The following is a 25,237-nucleotide window of genomic DNA, read 5'->3' on the forward strand; positions in this document are numbered from 1 at the left end:
CTCAGTGGGCCGCCGAGCGGTCGTGCCGCCTCGCCACCGCCGCGACGGCGACGGCGATCAGCGCGGCGAGCAGGAAGCCCCCGCCGAACGCGAGCCCGATGATCCAGGGCTGGATCGCCCGCCCCAGGCCGTCGGCGAAGCCCGTGGCCGCGGCGCGGCTCGCCCGCTCTATCGCCGCGCTCGAGCAGCCCGGGTCCCCGTCGGGGCAGCCCGCGAGCTGCTCCACGAGCTCCGCCGTCCCCTCGCGCGCCACCGCCCTCGCGGCCGCGCCCGAGCCCTGCTCGACGAGGGAGAGGAGCTCCCTGTCGTGCTGGAGGGCGCCCTCGACGACCGCGCTGCTCACCGCCTCGCTGGTCTGCGCGATGACCGGCTCGAGCGCCCCCGCCTGCCGCCCGAGCTCCGCCGCGCCCGCCCGGACCGCGTCATGGACGATCGCGCCCACGAGCGGGCGCCCGCGCGGCGCGCGCGGCGGCGCGCCCTCGGCCGGCGCCTCGGCCGACCCTCCTGCGGGCCCTGCGAGCTCGCGCGCGCCGCGATCGAGCGCCTCGAGGGTGCCGCTCGTCGCCTCCTTCGCCGCCTCGCGGACGCACGCCGACGCGAGAAGAAGGCACACGAGCGCCCCCGCCGCGACCGCGGCCGCGCGAGCGCGGCGCGCCGCCCCGCCCGCGCGCGGCGGCGCATCCTTCGGGCCCGGGGCGAGCGCGCGTGGCACGGATTGCACAGCGGCGATGGCTTCCATCAACCGTGCCCGCCGCGCGCCGCGCGCCGCGCGCCGCGCGCTCTGCGGTCCGTCGGCCAGCGCCTCGCTCCCCGGGCGCGTCGCGCAGGGCCGGCCGCCTGCGTCGCGCGTCGCGCAGGGCCGGCCGCCTGCGTCGCGCGTCGCGCGTCGCGCGTCGCGCGTTGCGCGTCGCCCGAGCTGCGACGGATCGGGATCGGGAACCCCGGGACGACCGAAAGCTGCGCTCGATTTCTTCACATCTTCCCGCCTTCCCGTGGGCTATCTCTCCCCCGCGCAGATCCCGGCGCAAAGAGGAGTGTTCCATGTACGGTAGAATCATCGCTGGGCTTGGCTGCCTCGGTCTCCTGACCGCGTGCAGCGACGAATCCGGCGTGCGGCCGGTGCCGGTCGACTATCAGGCCACCATCCGCTGGACGAGCCACGGCGTGCCCCACGTCCTCGCCGAGGACATCGGCAGCATCGGATTCGGGCTCGCCTACGCCGGCGCGCGCGACTTCGCCTGCACGCTCGCCGATCAGATCGTGAAGGTGCGGAGCGAGCGCGCCAGGACCTTCGGCCCCGGCGAGGGGGACGCGAACGTCGACAGCGACTTCAGCTACCTCGCGCTCGGGGTCGTCGAGCGCGGCGAGCGCATGCTGGAGCGCCTGTCCCCCGACGGGCGGGCGCTCGTCGAGGGGTACGCCGCCGGTTACAACCGCTACCTCGCCGACGTCGGCCAGGAGGGCCTGCCCGCCCCCTGCGTCGGCGCGCCGTGGGTCAAGCCGATCAGCGCCGCGGATCTCGCCGCGTACTTCGTCCACGTGAACATGTTCGCCGGCGGCCTGCAGCTCCTCGACTTCATCAGCCGCGCCGCGCCGCCGGAGGCGTCGGACGAGGGGGCGCGCCAGCGCGGGCCGGAGCTGCCGGACTTCACCCGCCTCGGCCTCGGGAGCAACGCGTGGGCGATCGGCCGCGAGCGCTCCGAGAGCGGGCGCGGGATGCTCGTCGCCAACCCGCACTTCCCCTGGGAGGGGGAGCTCAAGTTCTACGAGGCGCACCTCACCATCCCCGGGGAGCTCGACGTGTACGGCGCCGCGCTGACGGGGCTGCCCGTCATCAACATCGGCTTCAACGAGCACGTCGCGTGGACGCACACGGTCTCCCCGGCGAAGCACTTCACCGTCTACCGGCTCACCCTCGATCCGGACGACCCGACGGCCTACATCCACGAGGGCGAGCGCCGGGAGATGGAGCGCCGCGAGCACACGATCGGCGTGCTGGCGGACGACGGCTCGGTCGAGCAGGTGTCGCGCGTGATGTACCGGAGCCACCACGGCCCGATGCTCGGGGCGTCGGTGCTCTCCTGGTCCGCCGAGCAGGCCTTCGCCCTGCGCGACGCCAACGAGGACAACGTGACCGCGCTCGACCAGTGGCTCGGCATGGACCGCGCGAAGAGCCTCGACGAGCTCCGGCGCGTCCACGAGGAGCTGCGCGGCATCCCGTTCGTGTTCACGACCGCGGTGGACGCCGAGGGGGAGGGCGTCGTCATGGACGCCTCGCGCGTGCCCCACCTGAGCGCCGAGGCGGTGCGCGCCTACGAGCGCGCGCTGCAGCGCGACGGCCTCACCGCGGTGCTCGCGAGCTCCGGCATCGTGCTGCTCGACGGGAGCACGGCGCGCGACGAGTGGGTGGAGACGCAGGGCGCCGGCGCGCTCGTGCCGTGGGGCGATGTCCCGTCCCTCGCGCGGACCGACTTCGTCATGAACGCCAACGACACGCCGTGGCTCACGAACCCCGCCGAGCCGATCTCCGGCTACCCGGCGCTCTTCGGCACCCCGGGCTCCCCCATCTCGGCGCGCACGCGCATGAACCTCGTCCTGCTCACCGAGGAAGGCGAGGGCGCCGCCTCCGGCGAGGACGGCCTCTTCTCGCGCGAGGAGCTCGAGGCCGCCATCCTGAGCAACCGGGGGATGACGGCCGAGCGCCTCCTCGCGCAGGTCGTCGAGCGCTGCGACGGCGCCGAGCCCGTCGACCTCGAGGGCGAGGCCGTCGACATCGCCGACGCGTGCCTCGCGCTCGCGTCGTGGGACGGCCGCGTGAATCTCGACAGCGTCGGCGCGGTCGTGTGGCGCGAGCTGCTCGGCCGGTTCACGTTCGGCGACACGATGGACGCGGGCAGGCTCTACGCGCAGCCGTTCGACGCCGACGACCCGCTCGGGACCCCGCGCGACCTCGTCGAGCCGCCGGCCGAGGGCCCGGATCCGATCCTCGTGGCGCTGGCCGAGGCCGTGCGCGCGCTCGCGCAGGCGGAGCTCGACGCGAGCACGCCGCTCGGCGAGGCGCAGTTCACGCGCAGGGGCGACGACGTCATCCCCATCCACGGCGGGAGCGGCCACGAAGGGGTGGCCAACATCGTCGGCTACTCGCCGGGAGGCCTGAACAGCACCCTGCTGCCCAGGCTCAACAGCGGAGAGCTCGTCAACGCGGAGACGGGCCTCACCACCTCGGGCTACCCGATCAACTTCGGCACGAGCTTCGTGATGGCCGTCGAGCACACGGCCGACGGCCCCCGCGCCGAGGCGCTGCTCAGCTACTCGCAGTCGTCGGACCCCGCGTCGCCCCATTTCGCGGACCAGACCGAGCTGTTCTCGCGCAAGGCGTGGCGCCGCGTGCTCTTCACGGAGAAGGACATCGCCGCCGATCCCGAGCTCGTCGTGAAGGACGTCAGCGGCCCGCGCTGAGCCGCGCCGGCCTCACGCGGCGTCGATCGTCCTGAGCAGCGCGTCGAGCTCGAACGGCTTGCTGATCACCTCGCGCGCGTGCGTCGGCATCGGCTGCTTGATGTTCGACGCCGCGGTCATGATGACGACGGGGATCTCCCCGAGCCCGGGGACGGCGCAGAGCTCCTCGCACACCTTCCAGCCGTTCATCTTCGGCATCATCAGATCGAGCAGGATCACCCCCGGCCGCGCGCCCTGCGACAGGCGGTCGAGCGCCTCGCGCCCGCTGAAATAGGGCGTCGCCTCGTACCCGAGGTCGCACAGCGTCTCGGCCAGGGTGGTCGCCAGAGCGACGTCGTCATCGATGATCAGGACAGACTTGGTCATGGTGCAGGGGGAGTTCGACGGTGAAGGTGGAGCCGGCGCCGAGCTCGCTCTGCACGGAGATGCGGCCCCGCATCCTCTCCACGAGCTGCCGCGTCAGCCACAGGCCGAGGCCGAGGCCGCCGTAGTTGCGCACCGAGACGGCGCGCTCGAACTGCTGGAAGATGCGCGCCTGATCCTCCGGCGCGATGCCGATGCCGCGGTCCCGGACGAGCAGCCGCGCGGCGCCGTCGCCCCGCTCGACCTCGATCTCGACGGGCGCCCCGCGGCCGAACTTCCACGCGTTCGACAGCAGGTTCACCACCACCTGCTCGATCCGGAAGCCGTCCCCCTCGCAGACAACCGGCCCCTCCGCGCGGATCTCGACCTCCGGCGCGACCTCCGCCACGCCCTCCAGGAGCCGGTCCACGACGTCGCGCACCACCTGGGCGAGGTCGACCGGCGCGCGCTCGACCTCGATGCGGCCGGACAGGAGCTGCGTCGCGTCGAGGAGCTGCTCGACGAGCCGGAGGAGCTTCTTCCCCTGCCGCCCCAGGTTGCCCAGCCTGGGCGCGATCTCCTGGATGGGCAGCGCCCCCGCCGCGCGCTGGAGCCGCTCCAGCGAGGTGATCTGCAGGAGCAGCGTCGCGATCGGCGTCTTCAGCTCGTGAGACGCCACGGCGAGGAAGTCGTCGCGCGTGCGGAGCGCCTCCTCGGCGCGCGCCGCGCTGCGGCCGCGTTCGATCGCGATCCCCGCGAGATCCTTGCAGATATCCATGAGGCCAAGGTCGCGCGGGCCCGGCGAGCGCGCCTCGCGGTAATAGAACGCGAGCGTGCCGAGCACCTCGCCCTGGCAGTCGAGGATGGGCGTGGAGGTGCACGCCTTCAGGCCGTGGGAGAGCGCGAGATCCCGCGACCGCGCCCACAGCGGGTCGCGCGCGATGTCCGAGACGACGACGGTCTGCTTGCGGAGGATGGCGGTGCCGCACGAGCCGCTGACGGCGCCGACGCTCAGCCCGTTGACATCCTGGTTGTACGCCTCGGGAAGGCTGGGCGCCGAGGCCCAGCGGAGGACCTTCCTCGTCTCGTCGACGAGGAGGATGGAACAGAGCGCGCGGCCCGACTGGGCCTCCATGAGCCGGATGAGCTCGTCGAGCACGCGGGAGAGCGGCTCTCCGGACGCGATCATCCGGAGGATCCGGTTCTGCCCTCGGAGCAAGGGGCCGGCCCCGCGCGTCAGGCGCTCGGCCCTGGACGCGCGCCCGTCGAGCCCCGCTGCCAGGTCGGGATCCATGGGTCTCAACGCTTGCATCGCGCCCCCGGGGGCTCTGCCTAGTCGGGCGATGCGGCCTCGCAAGGGGAAACGCGGCGGAGCAGGCCCGTGGAGCAGGGACCCACGGGGACGGCGCGCTCCTGGCGCAGCCGAGCTGAGGTGGGGCGCGGCCGCCGAGGTGAGGCGCGGCCGCGCGGCCGCGCCTTCTCGGATCAGTCGAGCTGGCCGTCGGCGATCCAGTCGAGGAGCGTCTGCTGCTCCGCCGCGGTCAGGCAGGCCGCGTTGTCGGCGTCGAGCGCCGGGTCGCCAGTGCATCCTCGGTTGCGCGGCATGCGGGTGGTTGCGTCCGCGTCGTGGATGCGGATGGCGGCGCACGCTCCCTGCGTCAGCGGGGGCTCCCCCTCGGCCACGGCGCACTGGGCCGAGCTCGCGGCGAGCTGCGAGGACTCGTAGGTGATCGCGAAGCCGCTGGACGGCGGGGGCTCCGTGCGCGTGTGGCAGGGCCCGCACTTCGCCGTCAGGATCCGCTCCACGTCGGCCCACCGCACGGCCTCGCCGTCGCCGCCGCCCGCGCCGCCCGCGCCGCCTTCACCGCCGCCGGCGCCACCCACGCCGCCGCCCTCGCCGCCTGCGCCGCCGCTGCCGACCACGGAGGAGGACTCGCCGCCTGCGCCGCCGCTGCCGACCACGGAGGAGGACTCGCCGCCTGCGCCGCCGCTGCCGACCACGGAGGAGGACTCGCCGCCTGCGCCGCCGCTGCCGACCACGGAGGAGGACTCGCCGCCTGCGCCGCCGCTGCCGACCACGGAGGAGGACTCGCCGCCTGCGCCGCCGCTGCCGACCACGGAGGAGGACTCGCCGCCTGCGGCGGACGTGGTCGTCGTGGTGGTGGGATTGCCGGTGCCCGTTCCGGAGCCGGTCGCGCCGCCGTCGCCGCCGGTGCCCGTTCCGGAGCCGGTCGCACCGCCGTCGCCGCCGGTGCCCGTTCCGGAGCCGGTCGCACCGCCGTCGCCTCCCGTGCCTGTTGCACCGCCGTCGCCGCCGGTGCCCGTGGCGCCGCCGTCACCGCCCGTGCCTGTCGCGCCGCCGTCGCCGCCGGTGCCCGTGGCGCCGCCGTCACCGCCCGTGCCTGTCGCGCCGCCGTCGCCGCCTGTGCCTGTCGCGCCGCCGTCGCCGCCGGTGCCCGTGGCGCCGCCGTCGCCGCCGGTGCCGGTCGTGCTGCCGCCGGCCTCACCGCCTGTGCCGCCGCTGCCTGCCAACGTGCCCGGGTCGTCGTCACCGCACGCGGCGAGCGCGACGAGCAGCGCGCCGGTGGTCATGAGCAAACGGATCGAAGTCCGCGGAATAAAGAGCATGCGCGGAGAATAAGCGCGCACGCGCTCGCCGGTAAATGCCGCCAACGGCGGATACACGATTTTGCTATTGCCGCATCGGTGGATTCCACATCGTCGAATCCCGGCAGCCCTCGCCCGAGCCCGGCGGCCAGCTTCTCCTTGTTTCGCCCTTCGTCCTCGAGCTCGCCCCGTTGTTTCGCCCAGGTTTCGCCGGCGATCCCGCGGCTCACCCGGTGTCCGACCGCCGCGCCGCCCGCGCCCCGGGTGGCGGCGGCGTCACTTCGCGCGGACGCCCTCCGGAGCGCCTGTCGCGTTCGGAAACCTGGACTTGAGATCGTCCACGCCCCGCTGGGGGTTCGCGATGGCCGCGAGATCGGCGCGCTCTTTCCGCTTCTCTGCGGTGCTGATCTCCGTCCGCTTGTCGCGCGCCTCCACGAGGGCGGCGGGCATCTCCCCGTCGCGGTTGTACGACCAGGCGAGCAGCGGCTCGCCGACCGGCAGGTTGTGCGCCGCCGGGTGCCCCAGGTGCCCCGTGTCCCAGATGTGCCACGTCTTGCCGTAGCTGTTCATCTTCTTCTTGAGCGCCGCCTTCTCGGCCACCGCCGGGACGCCGGGCAGGATGAGCTGGCCTGAGAGGATCTCGTAATTGTGCGGGTGCCAGCGCTTCTTCTCGTCCTCGGGCAGCCCCTCGAACATCGCTTCCGAGATGATGTACTCGACCCCGATGATGTTCGCGTCGCTCGTGTTCCCATCGAAGATCACACACTGCGTGAACTCTTCATTGACCCCCTTGCAGTAATGATGGGCCTCCATGTGATGGTCCGGGTTGTCCTTCATCACGTGGAATCCGTCCAGGTAGTGGTCGATCGCCCGCACGGGACTCAGATCCTGGAGCGCCTCTGCACCCTTCTCGAGGATCTTTGTGTCGACCTTCTTCTCCTGCCCCGGCGGCGCCGCCTGATTCGATGGGGGCGCGTCCGCCTGGCCGCAGCCGGCGGAGAGCGCAGGAGCGAGAACGAGCACGGCAATCGCAAGGGGAGGGCATCTCGCCATCGTCAGGATCTCCCTGGGAATGCCGCGCGTTTTGCAAATCTGCGGCCACGCTTCGCCGTGCCGACGGTCCCGCAGGAGCGGCCGGCGGAGCGTGGCCATCTTGCATCGTTGTGGCGTTATGCCACGGGTGAATTATCGCGCTGCGCCATCCGGTTTGCGGATTGCGGCCCGACACGAACCATGGTCAAACCAAGGGCGCCAGGGACGCACCGTGTCATCCGGCGCACCGAGTCGGCGACATGCCGGCGGCTCGCGCGCGCGGCGCGCGATGCGGGATGTGATGGCGCGCCCACACGATGGCGCGCCCACACGATGGCGCGCCCACGATGACGCGCAGGGAGCCTCGCGGCAGCTCGGCCGCTCGCGGCGTGAGGGGGCCTTGCGTGCCGGTGGAGACATGGATTAGAACGTTCGCGTCCTGTCTTATGTTGCCTTACGCCGATCGGCGCGGGGCTCACCCCGATCGACATCTTGCTTGACGGTCACGGTTCGCTCGAATCCCATCCTTCATCTCACGGACAAAGAGGGGAGCACCTATGCGCCTCACACGGTATGCGACATGGATCATGGCGGCGGCTGTCGTTCTCGCGCCGGCCGCCTGCGGCAGCGACGCGTCCGAGAATCCGGCCGGCTCATCGACCGGCACCGGCACCGGCACCGGCACGGGCCCTGGAACGGGCCCTGGCACGGGCGGCGGCGGCACCGGCGCCGGCGACAGCACGGGCGGCGGCGGCAGCGGTGACGGCGGCGGCGGTGACGGCGGCGGCGGCGACGGCGGCAGCGGCGCCGGCGACAGCGCGACCCTCTTGCCCTGCGACGCCGGCTGGCCCGAGGTGGAGAGCAAGATCGCGAAGGATCCTGCGATAGAGGCGGCCGTGCAGGAGCTGCTCGGCCGGATGAGCCCCGAGGAGAAGGTCGGGCAGATGGTGCAGGCCGAGATCGGCTACATCACGCCGGCGGAGGTCAGGCAGTACAACATCGGCTCTGTGCTGAACGGCGGGGGCTCCTGGCCGGGCGGGAACAAGGGCGCGAGCGCGGCGGACTGGCTCAAGATGGCCGACGACTTCTACAAGGCCTCGGTGGACAAGAGCGGCGGCCGCGCGGGCATCCCGATCATCTGGGGCATCGACGCGGTGCACGGGAACAACAATGTCCGCGGCGCCACGCTCTTCCCGCACAACATCGGCCTTGGCGCCGCGAACGACCCGGATCTGCTCGAGCGCATCGGCGCCGCGACGGCCAAGGAGGTCGTCGCGACCGGCATCGACTGGACCTTCGCCCCGACGCTCGCGGTCGTGCGCGACGACCGGTGGGGCCGCACGTACGAGGGCTACTCCGAGGATCCGGAGATCGTGAACGCCTACGCCGGCCGGGTCGTGGCGGGCATCCAGGGCGCCGCGAACAGCGCGGATCTCTTCGGCCCGACGCGCGTCATCGCGACGGCCAAGCACTTCATCGGCGACGGCGGCACCGACAAGGGCGACGACCAGGGGAACAACCTGGCGAGCGACACGGAGCTCTGCGCGATCCACGGCCAGGGCTACATGTCCGCCATCCCCGCGGGCGTGCAGACGGTCATGGCGTCGTACAACAGCATCCGCGGCACGAAGATGCACGGGAACAAGGAGCTGCTCACCGGCGTGCTGAAGGAGAAGCTCCACTTCGACGGCTTCGTCATCGGCGACTGGAACGGTCACGCGCAGGTGCCCGGCTGCGCCGAGAACTCCTGCGCCGACGCGATCAACGCCGGCGTGGACATGATCATGGTCCCTTATCAGTGGAAGGCGTTCTACGAGAACACCCTCAAGCAGGTGAACGACGGCAAGATCCAGATGGCGCGGATCGACGACGCCGTGACGAGGATCCTGCGGGTCAAGATGCGGGCGGGGCTGCTCGGCCCGAAGACGACGAAGGGCGCCCCGTCGGAGCGGATGTTCGCGGGGCAGCAGTCGGTGCTCGGGGCCCAGGAGCACCGGGAGCTCGCGCGCGACGCGGTGAGGAAGTCGCTCGTGCTGCTCAAGAACGCCGGCCATGTGCTGCCCCTCGCCCCGGCCAGCCGGGTGCTCGTCGCGGGCAAGTCCGCGGACAGCATCCCGAACCAGGCGGGCGGGTGGTCGCGGACGTGGCAGGGCACGGACGTCACGAACGCCGATTTCCCGGGCGCCACGTCCATCTTCAAGGGCATCCAGGACGCCGTGTCGGCCGGCGGCGGCCAGGCGATGCTGAGCGCCAACGGCGCCGCGGCCTCGTCGGGGAACTTCGACGCCGCGATCGTCGTGATCGGCGAGACGCCTTACGCCGAGATGAAGGGGGATATCCAGCCTTCGAACGACAACACGGACTCGACGGCGCACGCCAAGACGCTGGAGCACGCGCTCTTCCACCCCGAGGATCTGCAGGTGCTCCAGGCCATCCGCACGGCCGCGCCGGGGCTGCCGATCGTGACGGTGTTCCTGTCGGGCCGCCCGCTCTACGTGAACAAGGAGCTGAACCGCTCCGACGCGTTCGTGGCGGCGTGGCTCCCGGGCTCGGAGGGCGGCGGCGTGGCCGACGTGCTGTTCGGCGAGCACGAGTTCCAGGGCAAGCTCTCGTTCTCGTGGCCCGGGAGCGAGTGCCAGAAGATCAACCGCGGTGACGCGAACCAGAACGAGGCCCTGTTCCCCTACGGCTTCGGCCTGACCACGACGGACCAGGACTCGCTCGGCGAGCTCCCCGAGGCGTCCACCGGGACCGCCTGCAACTGATGCCTTCTACGCGCCGCTGCCGCTCTCGCGGGCGGCGGCGGCGCCTCTCTCCTCGCCGCTGCCGCCCCCGCGGGCGGCGGCGGCGCCTCTCTCCTCGCCGCTGCCGCCCTCGCGGGCGGCGGCGCCTCTCTCCTCGCCGCTGCCGCTCCCGCGGGCGGCGGCGCGCCCCTCTCCTCGCTGCGTCATGAGCACCACCTTGCCGGTGGTCGCGCGGGACGCGACCGCGGTCATGGCGGCCCTCGCGTCGGCCATCGGCAGCGCGGCGGAGATCAGCGGCTTGATCGTGCCCTGGCGGTACATCGCGTAGAGCGCGTCCTGCGCGCCGCGCGTCAGGGCGGGCTGGGCGCGGCTGTAGGTGCCCCAGTAGAAGCCGAGGACGGCGTAGTTCTTCACGAGCAGGTGGTTGGCGCGGGCCGCGGGGAAGTGGCCTGACGCGAAGCCGATCACCAGGATGCGGCCCTCGAAGGCGATGCACTTCGTGGATCGGTCGAAGACGTCGCCGCCCAGGGGGTCGAAGACGATATCGGCGCCCCGGCCGGCGGTGTGGTCCTTGACGAGGGCGACGAAGTCCTCGCTGCGGTAGTCGATCGCGACGTCGGCCCCGAGGGCGCGGCAGACCGCCGCCTTCTCCTTGCCGCCGGCGGTGGCGATGACGGTGGCGCCGGCCGCCTTGGCGAGCTGGATCGCCGCGCTGCCGACGCCGCCCGCGCCGGCGTGGACGAGGACCGTGTCGCCCGGCTTGACGCCGGCGCGCCGGTGGAGCGCGAGGTAGCCCGTCTGGTAGGTGATCGTCATCGCGGCGGCGTCCTCGAACGGCATGCCGTCGGGGAGCGCGTAGGTCGTGCTCGGGCGGGCGATCGCGTGCGTCGCGTACCCTCCCGAGCCGGGGAGGGTGGCGGCCACCCGGGCGCCGGGCGGCAGCGACGGCGCGCGGCTCTCGACGACGACGCCGGCCACCTCGAAGCCGGGGGTGAACGGCGGAGTCGGCCTGACCTGATGGGCGCCCGCCGTGAAGAGCACGTCGGGGAAGTTGATCGCCGACGCGGCGACCTCGATCCGGACCTCCCCCTCGGCGAGCGGCGGGTCGTCCACGTGTTCCCAGACAAGGATCTCGGGGGAGCCGAAGGAGTGTCCGCGCCAGGCGTGCATGGGGCGCCGACCTTAGCAGAAAGCCCGGGCGCCGAGCCGCCCGGCCCCCGGAGCGGGGTGTCGTCGCGCGGGGCAGGGACGGGCAGAGCTCCGGTGGTGCGGTACTTACCGCCGACAGCGCCGCAGCGTCGAACCGCCAGGACGCCAAGACGCCAGAGTATCGAGATTTCTTGGCGTCCTTGGCGCCTCGGCGGTCCCCAGAGCACCGCAATTCGGCCAAGGTACCGCGCGACCCAGCGTCAGGGGACGATCTCGATGCCCAGCGTCGCCCGCACGACGCCCTGCGCCTGACCGTCGAACGTCACCTCGACAGCATAGCTCCCGGGCGCGAAGGGATCACCCTCCGGATTGCTCGTGTCGGAAGGCCCATTCCACTGCCGCCCCGACCAGCGGATCGTCTCCGTCACCGTCGTCGCGTCGACCTGCACCGTCTCCGCCTCGTCAGGGGCGCAACACCCGACATCGCACAGGCAGTAACTCTGCGGCTGCCCGGCCGACGAGACGCCGCTGATCTTGTAGGAGACGAACGACAGCGGATCACGCGACGGATCGACGCAACGCCCGCAGCCGGTGGACGCCGCGACGTCGATCGGAGGAACGCTCGAGTCGGTGGTGACCTCGTAGATGAACTCCGCCGCCTCCCCCACGCGGTAGACGCACCGGCTCGACGAGATCGAGATCTTCACCCCCGGGATCGTGCCCTCCACGTCGCGCACCGTGCACTCCTCCTCGTACGGCAAGCCTTCTGGGCCGCCGCCGCCATCGCTGCCGCCGCCGCCGTCGCTGGCGCCGCCGCCGCCGCCGTCGCTGGCGCCGCCGCCGCCGTCGCTGGCGCTGCCGCCGCCGCCGTCGCTGGCGCTGCCGCCGCCGCCGTCGCTGGCGCCGCCGCCGCCGCCGTCGCTGGCGCTGCCGCCGAGGCCGCCCGCACCGCCGCTGCCGCCGCCATTGCCACCGTCACATCCCATCAGGCACGCACCGGACAGGAGGGCTGCCATCAGCGCTCGAAGCACGTCGCTCGCCATTCGATCACCTCTCCAACATCGCCGCCGCACAGCGCGCGCGGCGGCGCACGGGCAGCAAGAGAGATGCCGCGCTCGTCGCGCGCCGATCCATGCAGAGCCGGGCTCGCCGCTGGCACATCGAGTCGCAAATGTGCCGAACTGGGTCAGTGGACGAAGCCTGCTGCGCGCCGGCCCGCGGCGGTCACTCGAGCTCGGGGTACCAGCACGCCACGCGATGGCCGCTCCCCGGGACGAGCTCCTCGAGCGGCGGGATCTCCACGTCGCACTTGCCCTCCTCGGCCTTCCGGCAGCGCGGGTGGAACACGCAGCCCTCGGGCGGGTTGATCGCGCTCGCCGGCGCGCCCGGGAGCACGCGCCGCGCCTTGCCGCCGCGCTCGATGGAGGGCGTCGCCTCGAAGAGCGCGCGCGTGTACGGGTGGTGCCGCCGCTCGGCCACGCCCTGCGCCGGGCCGATCTCCACGATCCTGCCGAGGTACATCACCGCCACGCGGTGGCTCACGTGCTCGACCACCCGGAGATCGTGCGAGATGAACAGCAGGCTCAGCGCGAGCTCGTCCTGGAGCTCCTCGAGCAGATTGACGATCTGGGCCTGCACCGAGAGGTCGAGCGCGCTCACCGGCTCGTCGCAGACGATGAAGTCCGGGCGCACCGCGAGCGCCCGCGCGATCGCCACCCGCTGCCGCTGGCCGCCGGAGAGCTCGTGGGGGAAGCGCTCCATCATGTCCGCGCGCAGGCCGACCTTCTGGAGCACGCCCTCGACCATCGCCGTCTCCTCGTCGCGGCTCCTCGCGAGGCGGTGGATCACGATGCCCTCGCCGACGATCTCGCGCACCGTCATGCGCGGGTTGAGCGAGCCGTACGGGTCCTGGAAGACGATCTGCATCCGCCGGCGCACGGCGCGGAGCGCGCGGCTCGACAGGGCGCTGAGGTCCTGGCCGTCGAAGAAGACGCGGCCGACTGTGGGCTCGATGAGCCGGAGCACGAGGCGCCCGAGCGTGCTCTTGCCGGAGCCGGACTCGCCGACGAGGCCGAGCGTCTCGCCGCGGTGGACGTGGAAGCTCACGCCGTCCACCGCCTGCACGAACGAAGGCTTCGCGAACGGGCCGCGCCGCACCGGGTACAGCTTGGAGAGCCGCTCCGCCTGGACGAGCGGGCGCTCGCCGCGCGCGCTCTCCGCGCGGGCCGCGGCGGCGCCTGCCTCGTCGCCCTCGGCGGGCAGCGGGAGGTCGCTGTCGCGCGTCACGCCGCGCCCTCCTCCCCCGGGCGGCCGGCGCCGGTGAGGAGGAAGCAGCGCGCCGCGTGGTGCCCCGCGCTCGGCGGGACGGCGTACAGGTCCGGCGGCTCGACGCGGCAGCGGTCGAACACCGCCTCGCAGCGGTCCTGGAAGCGGCAGCCGCGCGGCGGGTCGCGCAGATCGGGCAGCCCGCCGGGGATGGTCGGCAGGCGCAGCGATCGCTGGCCGCGCACGCGGTGCGGGCGGAGCCCGCGCGCCGGGATGCTCCGGAGCAGCGCGCGCGTGTACGGGTGCGACGGCGCCGCGAGCACGCTGCGCGCGGGCCCTTGCTCGACGACGACGCCGGCGTAGAGGACGACGATCTCGTCGGCGAGCTCGCCGACGACGGCGAGGTCGTGCGCGATGAGCAGGAGGCTCATCGACGTCTCCGCCTTGATCCGCTCCAGAAGGTCGAGGATCTGCGCCTGGGTCGTCATGTCGAGCGCCGTGGTCGGCTCGTCGGCGATGAGCAGCGAGGGCCCGGGCGCGAGGGCCATGGCGATCATGACGCGCTGGCGCATGCCGCCGGACAGCTCGTGCGGGTAGCTGTTCGCGCGGACCTCGGGCTCGGGGAAGCCGACCTTGCGCAGGAGGTTCACGGCGTAGAGCCGGGCGTCGCCGCGGGACATGGGCAGGTGCAGGCGGACCGCCTCGGCGATCTGGGCGCCGACCGTGTACACGGGGTTCAGCGAGGTCATCGGCTCCTGGAAGATCATGCCGATCTTCCCGCCGCGGACCGCGCGCATCTCGCGTTCGCTGAGCGCGAGGAGGTCCTTGCCGTCGAGCTCGATCGCGCCGCCGTCGATGGACGCGTACGGCGCGGGCAGGAGCCGCAGGATGCTGAGCGCGGTGATCGTCTTGCCGCAGCCCGACTCGCCGACGAGCGCCACGGTGCGCCCGCGCGGCACCGTGAACGAGACGCGCTCGAGGACGCGGGTGACGATGCCGTCGGCGGTGAACGAGACGCGCAGGTCGCTGACCTTGAGCAGCGTCTCTGCCGGCGCGGTCTCGCCGGACGCCGAGGGCGGCGCCGTGCGGAGGAGCGGGAAGGGGCGGACGCTGGCCGTCGAGCGCTGGGTGATGGCGGGCTCGTCGTCGTCGAGGAAGCCGCGGGACGACGTCGGGGCGCCGGGCGCGGGGGCGCCGGAGACGGGCCGGAAGCCGCGCGCGGAGGTCGGGACGCCCGGCGATGACGGCGTGCTGGGCGACGAGGGGGCGCCGGGCGACGAGGGGGCGCCGGGCGACGAGGGGGCGCCGGGCGACGACGGCGCGCCGGGCGACGACGGCGCGCCGGGCGACGACGGCGCGCCGGGCGATGAGGGGGCGCCGGGCGACGGCGGAGCGCTGGGCGACGTCGCGCCGCCGGCGACCCCCGGCGGCGGGGTGCTCGGCGTGGAGGGCCTGCCCCGGCCGGCGTCGTGGCGGACGAGGGGCAAGGGAAGAGACGGACGGCCGCTGAGGTCGTCGTCCTCGTCGTCCTGGCCGTTGCTCACCGGACGTACACCTCGAGAAGCGGGCCGGTGCCCTGGGAAACGCCCATGGAGTAGGCGGCCCCGACGGCGTCGCGGCCCGGCGCGACGATGGCGATGCCGTGGTCGTCCATGCGCCGCCTGGCCCAGCCGCGCACGAGCGAGGTGACGTCGATCCGCAGCGGCGCCGTGGGGAGGCGCCGCGCGATGGCGGCGGGCTCGGGGATCGAGAGGCGCGGCTGCCGGCCCCAGGTCGCCGTCTCGGAGCGCCACGGCTCGAGGATGCGCGCGACCTCGAGGGGGAGCGCGCGCTCGGCGGGCGGCGCGAGGGGGACCGGATCGAGCACGACGAAGGCGCTCGCGATGTCGGCGTCGACGCCGAAGGTCGGCGCGAACCGGAGCAGCAGGACGACATCGCCGGTCCTGGCGCGCCCGAGCGCGATGGCGTCGGGGACGCCGGGCGCGGCCGCGGCGTCCTCCTGGAGCACGGCGAGGTCCGCCGGCGGGAGCAGCACCCGGCGCGCCTCGACGGGCGAGGGGAGGGCGCCCGCCGGCCGGCAGCGCCCCGCGACGCAGTGGCCGGCGCCGCAGACGCCGGCGCCCGCGCACACGCCCGCGTCCGACGCGGAGGCGCCGCAGCCCAGGAGCGGCGGCGCCGCGACGAGCAGGGCCACGGGCGCGAGGGCGGCGAGCAGTCGCACAGCGGGGGCGACCATAGCAGAGCGGGGCGTCGCTGGCAGGGGGACGGCTGCCGGGGCCGCGGGGGGCGCGCGGGGCCGTGGGGGGCGCGCGGGGCCGCGCAGGGCCGTGGGGGCTGCGCAGGGCTGCGGCAGGGCCGCGGGGGGCGCCGCGCACACGTCGCGGCGTGCCCGCGGGGGACGGTGGGGCAAGGCGATGCCGTGCCGCTGCCGTCCGCGGGCGGTGCGATCTCTGTTGTCGGGCCGTGGCCGCTCTGCTGGGATCCCGTCTCGTGCGCGTTCGAGCCTTCACCGTCCTGAGAGCGCTCGCGGTCGTCGTCGCCTTGCCCGTGGTGCTCGCGGCCTGCGGGAAGAAGGCCCCGCTCGGGTCCCCGTGCCGCGCCGACGACGACTGCGCCTCCGGCCTCGCCTGCCACCGCGAGCAGTGCCTCCACGAGGGCAGCGCCCGCCGCCTGCGCGAGGAGGAGCAGCGCGCCTCCGGCGGGGGCGGCGCGCGGAAGGTCGGCGACCGCGTCGAGGTCGAGTGGAAGGGCTCGTACAAGCCCGCCATCATCACCGGCGTCGTCGCGCCCGGCTCGTACCGGGTCCACTTCGAGGGCTACGACGCGCAGTGGGACGAGGTCGTGACGGAGACGCGCATCAAGGCCGGCGCGCGCCTCGGCGCAGGGCAGAAGGCGGCGGTGCCGGCGGCGAGCAGCTCGGAGCGCTGAGCGGCGGACGGGGCCTGCCGGGGCGCGGCGTCGGGCGAAGCCGTCCCGGCGCCCCCGCTCGGGGCGGGTGGCGCGCCGTGCACCCATCCGGGGAACTGGCTCGTCCACGCCGGAGATGGGTGGCACCCGTCTCCCGGTGGACGTGCGTCCAAGAAAAGATGGATGGCACCATCTCCGCGATGGACGTGCGTCCAGGAAAAGATGGGTGGCACCCGTCTCCTGGTGGACGTGCGTCCAAGAAAAGATGGATGGCACCATCTCCGCGATGGACGTGCGTCCAAGAAAAGATGGGTGGCACCCGTCTCCTGGTGGACGTGCGTCCAAGAAAAGATGGATGGCACCATCTCCGCGATGGACGTGCGTCCAAGAAAAGATGGGTGGCACCCGTCTCCTGGTGGACGTGCCTCCACGAGACATGGGCGGCACCCGTCTCCGCGCTGGCGCGCGCTCGGGCACGAGGCGGAAAGCCGCGGCGCCGGCGGCGCGCCGCTCGGAGCGCCGAGCGTGGTCGCGGCGCGATCCTGCCGAGCCGCGCCGGACGGGGCCGTGGCCCGACGCGAGCTCCCCGGGCGACTCAGCCCCTGATCCAGGCGCTGATCCGCTCCGCCCAGCCGGCGGAATCGTCGAGGGTGAGGACGAGCCGCCGGTACGACTCCCCCGCGAGCTCGATCGTCAGCGGGTTGTCCTTCCGGCTTCTCACCGTGTACCAGAACTCCTTGCCGCGATCGGTGTAGTACGTGCCCGCCTTGATCAGCCCGGGGAGCGCCGTCCCCGGGGCGCGGATCGCCCGCCACGTGGCGGGCGGAAGCGCCGCCTCCGCCCGCGTCACGTGCTCGCGCGGCACGACGATGGGCGAGAGCTTCAAGGCCCAGAGCCGCTCGGCGCCCTGCAGGGTGAGGGTCAATCGATCCCCGTCGATCCGCAGCTGCATGCCGCGAGTCTAGTACCTCGTCGCCCAGGTTCCTCCCTGATTCCATGTAAAAAAAACACAGAGGCACAGAGGACACAGCGTTTCTTTATTCTCTCCTCTGTGCCCTCTGTGCCTCTGTGGTTCAAATTCTTCTCCATGACGGAACCAGGGAGGAACCTGGGCGACGAGGTACCAGCTCGGCGGGAGCGTCCGGCGGTCCGGATTCACCGCGGGAGTGCCGCCCCGGAGCGGCGGAGCCCCAGCCGGCGAGCGGCCCCGCCCGCGTTCCGCGAACACATCGCGCCCGCCGCCCAGCGCGCCCGGCCCCTCTGGGGTGCAGCTCGCCTTGCAAAAATTCAGGGGCTGGCAACGTAATATTGCATGAACACGCGCTCGCGATTCGCCGCGCGCTCGTGGCTTGACACGAGCCCCGCGCGCGGCGGACAGTGATCCTCCGCCGGCGGTGATCACTTGCGCGCCCGCCGGGAATTCTGTTCTCAGCCCCGAGGTGACGCCGGGGCGCGCAGCACCGCCTTGCTTTGATAGCTCACCTCCGACCCCGACGCGGCGCATCGCCGGGGCGCCTCGGCACGCGCCAGGCGCACGCCACCGGAATGGCTGGTCACTCCAGGAGCAAGACAATGCCGCCCGACACCGATCGACCGGTCCCGTTCCTCCGCCGCTCCCTCGCGGCGGGCATGTCCGCGCTGGCGCTCTTCTGCCTGACGGGGGCGGCCTGCACCGGGCAGCTCGGCGACGGCGACGAGGCGCCTGTCGAGGTCGACCCGGTCACGGGCGAGCCGACGGTGCAAGACTGCAGCGTCGCGCGAACGAGCCCCAGCGTCCTGCGCCGCCTGTCGCGGATCGAATACCAGCTCACCCTTCAGGACCTGTTCCAGCTCGACGAGCCGCCCGCCGTGGACAGCATCCCGGAGGACACCGGCCAGGGCGGCTTCCGGACGATCGCCTCGCTCCAGAACGTGTCGGACCAGCACCTGCGCGCCTACCTGGCGACGGCGGAGACGCTCGGCCAGGAGCTCATGGCCGACGAGGCGCGCCGGACATCGGTGCTCGGCTGCGCGCCGGAGGCCGAAGACTGCCTCGATCGCTTCGTCCACCGCTTCGGCAAGCTGGCCTATCGAAGGCCGCTGTCGGCCGAGGAGGCGAGCGACCTTGTCGCGCGGGCGAGCGACGTCGCGCAGGACAGGATGGATGCGTTCCGGTTCGTCATCGAGGCGCTGCTCACGTCGCCGAGCTTCCTGTTCCGCGTCGAGGTCGGCGCGTCCGGGCAGGAGACGTCGCCGCTGACGCCGCTCGAGCTCGCCTCGCGCCTCTCGTTCACGCTGTGGGGCCGCTCCCCGGGCGAGGAGCTGCTCGCGCGGGCGGAGGCCGGTGAGCTCGACAGCCCCGAGGGCCTGCGCGCCGTCGCGGAGGAGATGATCGAGGACGGGCGGACCGAGCTCTTCTTCAACGCCTTCTTCAAGCAGTGGCTCACCTTCGAGCAGCTCCGCCCCCCGGCGAACCCGGACCCGTCGTGGACGCCCGCCCTCCTCGAGGACATGATCGCCGAGAGTGAGCGCGTCCTCGGCGAGCACGCCTTCACCCCCGGCGTCGACTTCTTCGACGCGCTCACCGCCAACCACACGTACCTGACGCCGGAGCTCGCGAAGTTCTACGGCCTCGAGGTGTCGGGGGACGGCATGACCCGCGTGGAGTTCCCGGCCGACCACCACAGGGCCAACACCGGGCTGCTCACGCACGCCAGCCTGATCAGCGCCAAGAACGACGGCGACCTGATCGCCGTGCGCGGCCAGTGGATCCGGGCGGCCTTCCTCTGCGAGAAGATCCATATCCCCGCGGGGCTCCTCGAGGCGATCGAGGGCGAGCTCTCCGGCCTGAGCTACGTCGACGTCATCAAGATGCGCAACACGCAGGAGGGGTGCGCCAGCTGCCACGCGCGCATCGATCCGATCGGCGTCGGCTTCGCCCAGTACGACAAGCACGGGCGGTACGACGGGAGCATCGGCATCGACGAGTTCGGGATCGAGCCGCGCTTCGCGGGCGCGGCCAACGAGTCGTTCGACTCGCTCGCTGCCCTCGCGGCCGAGCTCCGGCGGAGCCCCGACCTGGCCGCGTGCGTCGCGGAGAAGCTGTTCGTCTACACCCAGGGGCGCGAGCCGGCGAGCGAGGACCGCTGCGCGATCGACGCCGCCGCCGAGGGCTTCGCGAAGGACGGCAACCGGTTCCGCTCCTTCCTGACCACCATCGTCCAGTCGCCGGCGTTCCGGCTGCGGAGGGCGCCGGAGTGATGGGCTCGCACAGCGTCCGACAGACGGAAGAGGAGTGTCGCCGATGAAGATCTCGAGAAGAGCGCTGCTCCGCGGGGCCGGCGTCGTTGTCGCCTTGCCGCTGCTCGACGCCATGCGACCGCGGCGCGCCAGCGCCGCGCCGGAGGACGCGCCGAAGCGCTTCGTGGCGTTCTTCGTGCCGAACGGCACCGACCCGGGGGCGTGGCACCCCCGCACGGCGGGGCCGCTCTCGCCGGAAGGGCTGACGCCGTGCCTCGTGGACATGAAGGGCTTCGCGGCCGAGCGCGAGTGGCCGGCGGGAGACGCGATCTGGCAGGACGTCACGATGGTGTCCGGCGTCGATCACCAGGCGATCTGCTCCGACATCCACAGCCCGGCGATGGCGCTCTGCGCCCACACCGACGGCGGCGGGCAGGCCGTCCCGCGCAAGGCGACGCTCGACCAGGTCCTCGCCGACCACATCGCGGCCGGGACCCCGTACCGCAGCCTGAACCTGTCTCCCACGGGCGACACGGCGGTCACGCAGGGCTTCATCTCGTTCCGGGACGGCGGCGAGGTCGAGGACGCCTTCCGCGACCCGGCCCGCCTGTTCGACACGCTCTTCAGCAACCTCGGCAACCCGAACGCCGAGATGGAGAACATCCGGCGGCGCCGGGCCAGCGTCCTCGACTGGGTGAGGGAGGACGCGAAGCGCCTGAACCAGCGCCTCGGCGCGGCGGACCGGGCGCGCGTGGAGCAGCACCTGACCTCGGTGTTCGAGCTGGAGAGGCAGATCCAGTCGACGGCGGCGTCGGGCTGCACCGTCCCCGGCAAGCCCGAGCGGGGCCTGGATCTGCACGGCAAGTTCAAGCAGATGATCGACCTCGGGCTGCTCGCGCTCACCTGCGACCTGACGCGCGTGCTCGTCCTCCAGTACTCGAACAGCTGGGGGCTCGATTTCGCCGGGTACGATCTGCCGGACGGCGTGGGGACCTGGAGCGATCACTTCATCTCGCACAAGCTCGGCGACCGCGACCGCGCCACCGATCTCGACGGCCTGCCGCAGGCGGAGGCGATGAAGATCGCCAACGCCCGCGTCGTCCAGACCTCGCGGTTCAAGGTGCGTCGCTTCGCCTACCTGCTCAACGCGATGAAGGCGGCGGCGACGCCGACGGGCAACCTGCTCGACGAGTCGCTCGTGCTCTACACGTCCGAGAACGGCGACGGGGACTCCCACGGCCGGAAGAACATGCCCGTCATGCTGGCCGGACACGTGGGGGGCTTCAAGACAGGCCGCGTCGTCCAGGCGAACAACGCCCCCCCGACCGGCGCGCTGCACTGCTCCATCCTCAACTACTTCGGCGTCGAGATGGCGAAGTACGGCGATCCGGCGAGCGGGCCCATCGCCGACCTGTAAGCCCGCGCGCCGCGGCCGCCCAGCCACGAGGCGAGCGCGCGTCGCAGCCACATGATCCCCGGGGCGCCCGGGCTCCTCCTGGTCCCGTGGTGGGGTGGACAAGGGGCCACGGAGGTACAGGGGACACAGAGTTTCTTCGTTTCTCTCCTCCGTGCTCTCTGTGTCCTCTGTACCTCTGTGGCTCGTTTCCTCCGGCCAGGAGCGAGCCCGGGCGGCGCGATCCCATGCCCTCGCCGGAGGCAAGCGTCGTCTGGCGGGGTGTCTTTCCTAGCGGCAGATGCCCGTGACGCAGGTCTGTCCCTCATCACAGGCGGCGCCGCACCCGCCGCAGTTGCTCTCATCGTTGCCGAGGTTCACGCATCGGCCATTGCAGTACGCGAGCCCCGCATTGCAGGTGCACACGCCCGCGGTGCAGAAGGAGCCGCCGCCGCACACGTTGCCGCACGCTCCGCAATTGAACTGGTCGAGATTCGTGTTGACGCAGAGCGGATCGCAGTAGGTCTGCCCTGCCAGCGGGCAGGTGCACTCGCCCGCCTGGCAGCTCGAGCCGGGTGCGCACGTGGTGCCGCAAGCCCCGCAGTTCGCGTTGTCCGTCTGTGTGTCGACGCACGAGGGATCACAGAACGTCTCGGTCGGGGCGCACACGGATCCGCTGGCGCCGCCCTGTCCCCCCGCGCCGTCGCTGCCGCCTTGCCCTCCCGCGCCGCCGGCGCCGCCCTGGCCGCTGCCGCCTTGCCCTCCTGCGCCGCCCTGTCCCCCCGCGCCGTCGCTGCCGCCTTGCCCCCCCGCGCCGCCGGCGCCGTCCTGGCCGCTGCCGCCTTGACCTCCAGCGCCGCCGGCGCCGCCCTGGCCGCTGCCGCCTTGACCTCCAGCGCCGCCAGTCCCCGAGCCCCCCTGAACGTCTCCACCGCTCCCGGCGTCGCCTCCAGCGCCGCCTCCGCTCGTGGAGCTCGCCGCCTGGCCGCTCTCGCCGCCGCCGCATCCGAGCACCGAGACCGAACAGATGCCCGCGCCCACCATCCAACCCAGGACCCACATGCGTACGCGCGCACGATGCATCTCACCCTCCAGATGTAAGTCGAGCAGTGCCCAACACCATGTTTCGTTCTGGGCAGTCACCACGACCCCCACGGAGCGCTGTTGCAACAGGCCGCGCGCGCGGCTCAGCTTTTCTCATCCCCGATCCGGATCAACGAGGGTATCTGGATGAGACGCCACGAACAGCACAGTTCAGGACGCTCGCCCGAATCTTCGGGTCGTCCCCGCTGCAGGTGGGCCCGCAGACGTCCTGAGCCATACCGGACGACCCGCATGGTCCTGCGTGTGGCAAGGAGGCGTTGACGTCCCACTCTCGCGACGCTGCTGCTGCGTCGGTCGACGACCGGAGTCAGCGGCGTACATGCGAAGACGAGCTCTGCGTCGCGCGTCGGTCTGGCTTCCTCTCGCGACTCGGCAGCACCAAGGCGGCCGCCGTGCGCGTGCTGGCGGATCCCGCGGCCAGGCGGAGCCGGGTCGCCGCCATGGCGAGCTCAGGGCGAGCCGGCGTGGAGCGTTACGCCTTCGTCGGTCCACCCGCCCGCGACGAGCCGCCGCATCGAGCCGCGTCGTCGTGTAGAGGCCGCCTCGGGAGCAGCGGTCATCACGCCGTGCTGTTCAGGGCTCGTGCTGACCAGGGGAGGTACCATCATGAGCACCCTTCGGTACAGCGTCCAGCCCTCGTTCGCCGCCTCATCTTCCGCTTCCGCCTCCGCCGCTCGGCGCGTCGCTCTCCTCGTCCTTCGGGAAGGCCGCCATCTGGTCGGCCAGCGCCTTCTGGAACGCGGGCCGCGCCTCGCACCGCTTCCTGTAGGCGTCGAGCACGGGCATCTTCGCGAGCAGATCCGTGTGCCGGAGGATGCGCAGCACCGTCGTCATGAGCAGGTCCGCCGCGGTGAAGCGATCCTCGAGATACGCTCGCCCCTCCAGCCGCTCGGACAGCTTGAGCAGCCGGCTGTTCACCGCCTCGACGGCCGACGGCCGGCGCTGCTTCGCCCATTCCTCGTTCGGGTAGAACAGGTCGATCTCGGCGAGGTTCTGGATCGGCGGCTCGATCGTGTTCAGCGCCGCGAACATCCACGACGTCGCTCGCGCCCGGGCGCCGGGCTCGGACGGCAGCAGCGCGTCGGAGCGCTCGGCGATGTGCAGCACGATGGCGCCGGACTCGAACAGCAAGAGCCCGTCCTCCTCGTAGGCGGGCACCTGGCCGAAGGGCTGAAGGCCGAGATGGACCTCGGACGCGGGATCCCCGTGTCGGATCAGCAGCTCCTCGTAAGCGAGCCCCGCCTCCTCGAGCGCCCAGCGCACGCGGAGGTCGCGCACGAGCCCCCGGGCGAAGGGCGGTACCCAGCCAAATGCGGTGATCTTGATCCTGGCCATCTCCTCTCTCTCCTTTCGTGCGGTGCGTCGACGCCGTGCGCGAGACCCCGAGCGTCTTCCGCGTGTTCGCTTCGACGCGGGCCCGAGGGCGAACTTCGCGGTTTTCTTGCTCGAATGAACCCACGGCTCGTTGCTCCATCTTATCGTAGTTCTGCCCCGCCCACCGCGAGCATGGTGGGCGGGCGCGGCCTGGAGACGTTCAGGTCCTGGATTGCACTTAATCTTCGGAGGTAGCTTGTGAACATCGCGCGACACAGCCGCGGAAGGGCATTTCTTGCTTTTTGTTTGCTCATCGGCCTCGGCTCGGGGTGCGAGCCCTCGGTCTTCCTCCCCGATGCATCCCCGCAAGGCGGCCCGGCCGCCCCGCCGCAGGGCGACGCAGCGGGCGATGCCAGCGCGGCGGCCGATGCCGGCGCGCCGGACACACCGCTCCTCCGGGGCGGCGGGGGGCCTGAGCGCGCGACCGGCGCGCCGGTCGCCGACGCCGACGGCGACCGTTGCTCAGGCCCGTTCCCCGGCGAGGAACCGGCCGACGGCAGCGGCTATTACCTGAAGCCCGGCCTCCTGTACCCCGTCGATTCCCCCGGGGTGTACATGGGCCAGCTCGCGCTGGGCGACGTCGACGGCGACAGGCGCTTCGATTTCGTCAGCACGGATCGCCGGGAGCTGTACCTGCAGACGCACCCGCGGGTGCAAGAGCTGAACGGGCGGGTCGTCCACACCCCGTCGATCCCGGCCGACACCATCGAGGGCGTGCTGCTGCTCGACGCGGATCACGACGGCGAGCTCGACGTCGTCTCCACGCAGGGAGAAGGGCCGATCTTCCTCCGCAACCAGGGGGGCGGCGTCTTCGAGCCCCCGAGGCCGATCGCCGGGCCGACCACGTTCAGCCCGAGCGCCGTGGACCACGACGGCGACGGCAACCTCGACATCGTCGGGTCCGGGTATGACAGCAGGCTCTTCGTCTACCTGGGCGACGGCCACGGCAACTTCGAGCTGACCCACGATCAGCCAGCCGGCGTGTTCCTGTCCAGGATCGTCGCGGGGGACGTGACGGGCGACGGGCTCCCGGACGCGGTGATCGCGATGAGCGGCGCGGGCACGGGCGTCGCCGTCTTCCCGCACGACGGCGCGCGCGGGTTCGACACGACCGGTCAGCGGATCTTCTTCGAGACCTCGCCGCCGAGCTCGGGGGTCTCGTTCGTCTCCGTCGCGGTGGGCGACATGAACAACGACGGCCGCCAGGACGTCGCCGCGGTCACGCACGAGCACACCGACGGGCCGATGCGGGCCTGGATCCTGCTGCAAGACGACCTCGGCAAGCTGACGGCGCCGCAGCTGCTGCTCACCATCGACGCTCACCAGTCCGCCGTCTCCGCAGGCCTGCAGATCGCCGACCTGAACCTCGACGGGCGGAGCGATCTCGTCGTGGTCAGCAGCAACACCGCCGAGATGTGGGCGCTCATCCAGACCCCGGAGGGCACGTTCGACGGCCGGCCGGCGACGTTCCCCAGCACGTCCAGCGCGATCAACGGGTTCGCCGTCGGCGTCACCGACTTCGACTGCAACGGTTGCCCCGACGTGGTGGGCGTCGAGCGCGACGGCCTCGTCGTCTTCCGCGGCCGCGGCTGCGCGACGGCGCCCTGAGCGCCGCCGCGGGCACACGTCCCCCGGATACCGC

Annotated in this window: 18 protein-coding genes and 1 pseudogene; 6 read left to right on the forward strand and 13 right to left on the reverse strand. The window is 72.6% G+C overall.

Translation table 11 applies throughout. The annotated features are described in order from the left end of the window. Window position 1: 1 nt before the first annotated feature. Entirely contained in the window at window positions 2-721 is a 720-nt protein-coding gene (locus tag WMF24_RS45875; protein WP_437733808.1) for a hypothetical protein, read from the reverse strand. 320 nt (window positions 722-1,041) lie between these two features. Between WMF24_RS45875 and WMF24_RS45880 the strand changes: the two genes are divergently transcribed. Further along, window positions 1,042-3,459, forward strand: coding sequence for a penicillin acylase family protein (locus WMF24_RS45880; protein WP_437733809.1), 2,418 nt, complete (start codon window positions 1,042-1,044; stop codon window positions 3,457-3,459). Between the two features lie 12 nt (window positions 3,460-3,471). On the opposite strand, the gene WMF24_RS45885 is transcribed toward WMF24_RS45880, so the two are convergent. From WMF24_RS45885 to WMF24_RS45900, 4 genes are all read right to left on the reverse strand, one after another. Further along, window positions 3,472-3,825 (reverse strand): response regulator, encoded by a 354-nt coding sequence (locus WMF24_RS45885; protein WP_437733810.1) that lies wholly within the window; start codon window positions 3,823-3,825, stop codon window positions 3,472-3,474. Then, window positions 3,797-5,095, reverse strand: coding sequence for a sensor histidine kinase (locus tag WMF24_RS45890; protein ID WP_437733811.1), 1,299 nt, complete (start codon window positions 5,093-5,095; stop codon window positions 3,797-3,799). Before WMF24_RS45890 ends, WMF24_RS45885 begins: the two co-directional genes overlap by 29 nt. A gap of 191 nt (window positions 5,096-5,286) precedes the next feature. Continuing rightward, window positions 5,287-6,393 (reverse strand): hypothetical protein, encoded by a 1,107-nt coding sequence (locus WMF24_RS45895; protein WP_437733812.1) that lies wholly within the window; start codon window positions 6,391-6,393, stop codon window positions 5,287-5,289. 291 nt (window positions 6,394-6,684) lie between these two features. After that, window positions 6,685-7,431 (reverse strand): OBAP family protein, encoded by a 747-nt coding sequence (locus WMF24_RS45900; RefSeq protein WP_437733813.1) that lies wholly within the window; start codon window positions 7,429-7,431, stop codon window positions 6,685-6,687. A gap of 566 nt (window positions 7,432-7,997) precedes the next feature. On the opposite strand from WMF24_RS45900, the gene WMF24_RS45905 reads away from it, so the two are divergent. Next, window positions 7,998-10,205, forward strand: coding sequence for a glycoside hydrolase family 3 protein (locus WMF24_RS45905; RefSeq protein WP_437733814.1), 2,208 nt, complete (start codon window positions 7,998-8,000; stop codon window positions 10,203-10,205). 177 nt (window positions 10,206-10,382) lie between these two features. On the opposite strand, the pseudogene WMF24_RS45910 reads toward WMF24_RS45905, so the two are convergent. The 5 genes and pseudogenes from WMF24_RS45910 to WMF24_RS45930 form a co-directional block, all read right to left on the reverse strand. Next, window positions 10,383-11,354: pseudogene (locus WMF24_RS45910) on the reverse strand (NADPH:quinone oxidoreductase family protein); the annotation flags it as partial. 239 nt (window positions 11,355-11,593) lie between these two features. Next, window positions 11,594-12,376 carry a hypothetical protein gene (locus tag WMF24_RS45915; RefSeq protein ID WP_437733815.1) on the reverse strand — a complete coding sequence of 261 codons (783 nt, stop codon included), beginning with the start codon at window positions 12,374-12,376 and terminating at the stop codon, window positions 11,594-11,596. A gap of 181 nt (window positions 12,377-12,557) precedes the next feature. After that, on the reverse strand, window positions 12,558-13,619 hold the full coding sequence (locus WMF24_RS45920) for an ABC transporter ATP-binding protein (protein ID WP_437733816.1): 1,062 nt from the start codon (window positions 13,617-13,619) through the stop codon (window positions 12,558-12,560). Then, window positions 13,616-15,142, reverse strand: coding sequence for an ABC transporter ATP-binding protein (locus WMF24_RS45925; protein WP_437733817.1), 1,527 nt, complete (start codon window positions 15,140-15,142; stop codon window positions 13,616-13,618). The genes WMF24_RS45920 and WMF24_RS45925 overlap by 4 nt, the downstream gene beginning before the upstream one ends. Next, window positions 15,139-15,819 carry a hypothetical protein gene (locus WMF24_RS45930; RefSeq protein ID WP_437733818.1) on the reverse strand — a complete coding sequence of 227 codons (681 nt, stop codon included), beginning with the start codon at window positions 15,817-15,819 and terminating at the stop codon, window positions 15,139-15,141. The genes WMF24_RS45925 and WMF24_RS45930 overlap by 4 nt, the downstream gene beginning before the upstream one ends. Before the next feature lie 269 nt (window positions 15,820-16,088). Between WMF24_RS45930 and WMF24_RS45935 the strand changes: the two genes are divergently transcribed. After that, window positions 16,089-16,526, forward strand: coding sequence for a hypothetical protein (locus WMF24_RS45935; RefSeq protein ID WP_437733819.1), 438 nt, complete (start codon window positions 16,089-16,091; stop codon window positions 16,524-16,526). Between the two features lie 574 nt (window positions 16,527-17,100). On the opposite strand, the gene WMF24_RS45940 is transcribed toward WMF24_RS45935, so the two are convergent. Continuing rightward, window positions 17,101-17,457, reverse strand: coding sequence for a hypothetical protein (locus WMF24_RS45940; protein ID WP_437733820.1), 357 nt, complete (start codon window positions 17,455-17,457; stop codon window positions 17,101-17,103). A gap of 620 nt (window positions 17,458-18,077) precedes the next feature. Between WMF24_RS45940 and WMF24_RS45945 the strand changes: the two genes are divergently transcribed. Together WMF24_RS45945 and WMF24_RS45950 are read left to right on the forward strand one after the other, a co-directional pair. Continuing rightward, entirely contained in the window at window positions 18,078-19,745 is a 1,668-nt protein-coding gene (locus WMF24_RS45945; protein ID WP_437733821.1) for a DUF1592 domain-containing protein, read from the forward strand. 43 nt (window positions 19,746-19,788) lie between these two features. Next, entirely contained in the window at window positions 19,789-21,141 is a 1,353-nt protein-coding gene (locus WMF24_RS45950; protein WP_437733822.1) for a DUF1552 domain-containing protein, read from the forward strand. A 267-nt stretch (window positions 21,142-21,408) separates the two neighbouring features. Here WMF24_RS45950 and WMF24_RS45955 read toward each other — a convergent pair whose 3' ends face one another. Beyond that, the gene (locus tag WMF24_RS45955) at window positions 21,409-22,200 is read right to left on the reverse strand and encodes an MXAN_6577-like cysteine-rich protein (protein WP_437733823.1); all 792 of its coding nucleotides are present in this window, start codon (window positions 22,198-22,200) and stop codon (window positions 21,409-21,411) included. Window positions 22,201-22,869: 669 nt separating this feature from the next. Next, window positions 22,870-23,556, reverse strand: a complete 687-nt coding sequence (locus tag WMF24_RS45960; protein WP_437733824.1) for a glutathione S-transferase family protein — start codon at window positions 23,554-23,556, stop codon at window positions 22,870-22,872. A gap of 285 nt (window positions 23,557-23,841) precedes the next feature. Between WMF24_RS45960 and WMF24_RS45965 the strand changes: the two genes are divergently transcribed. After that, entirely contained in the window at window positions 23,842-25,203 is a 1,362-nt protein-coding gene (locus tag WMF24_RS45965) for an FG-GAP repeat domain-containing protein (protein ID WP_437733825.1), read from the forward strand. Window positions 25,204-25,237: the final 34 nt, after the last annotated feature.

Origin of the sequence: Sorangium sp. So ce1335 (genome assembly GCF_051521615.1) — a bacterium.
In the GTDB taxonomy this organism is placed as follows: domain Bacteria; phylum Myxococcota_A; class Polyangia; order Polyangiales; family Polyangiaceae; genus Sorangium.

Excerpts from the sequence above, each read along its gene's own strand:
- WMF24_RS45880 (WP_437733809.1), top strand. The coding sequence starts at position 1,042 with ATGTACGGTAGAATCATCGCTGGGCTTGGCTGCCTCGGTCTCCTGACC.
- WMF24_RS45885 (WP_437733810.1), bottom strand. The coding sequence starts at position 3,825 with ATGACCAAGTCTGTCCTGATCATCGATGACGACGTCGCTCTGGCGACC.
- WMF24_RS45890 (WP_437733811.1), bottom strand. The coding sequence starts at position 5,095 with ATGGATCCCGACCTGGCAGCGGGGCTCGACGGGCGCGCGTCCAGGGCC.
- WMF24_RS45895 (WP_437733812.1), bottom strand. The coding sequence starts at position 6,393 with ATGACCACCGGCGCGCTGCTCGTCGCGCTCGCCGCGTGCGGTGACGAC.
- WMF24_RS45905 (WP_437733814.1), top strand. The coding sequence starts at position 7,998 with ATGCGCCTCACACGGTATGCGACATGGATCATGGCGGCGGCTGTCGTT.
- WMF24_RS45915 (WP_437733815.1), bottom strand. The coding sequence starts at position 12,376 with ATGGCGAGCGACGTGCTTCGAGCGCTGATGGCAGCCCTCCTGTCCGGT.
- WMF24_RS45940 (WP_437733820.1), bottom strand. The coding sequence starts at position 17,457 with ATGCAGCTGCGGATCGACGGGGATCGATTGACCCTCACCCTGCAGGGC.
- WMF24_RS45945 (WP_437733821.1), top strand. The coding sequence starts at position 18,078 with ATGCCGCCCGACACCGATCGACCGGTCCCGTTCCTCCGCCGCTCCCTC.
- WMF24_RS45950 (WP_437733822.1), top strand. The coding sequence starts at position 19,789 with ATGAAGATCTCGAGAAGAGCGCTGCTCCGCGGGGCCGGCGTCGTTGTC.
- WMF24_RS45955 (WP_437733823.1), bottom strand. The coding sequence starts at position 22,200 with ATGCATCGTGCGCGCGTACGCATGTGGGTCCTGGGTTGGATGGTGGGC.
- WMF24_RS45960 (WP_437733824.1), bottom strand. The coding sequence starts at position 23,556 with ATGGCCAGGATCAAGATCACCGCATTTGGCTGGGTACCGCCCTTCGCC.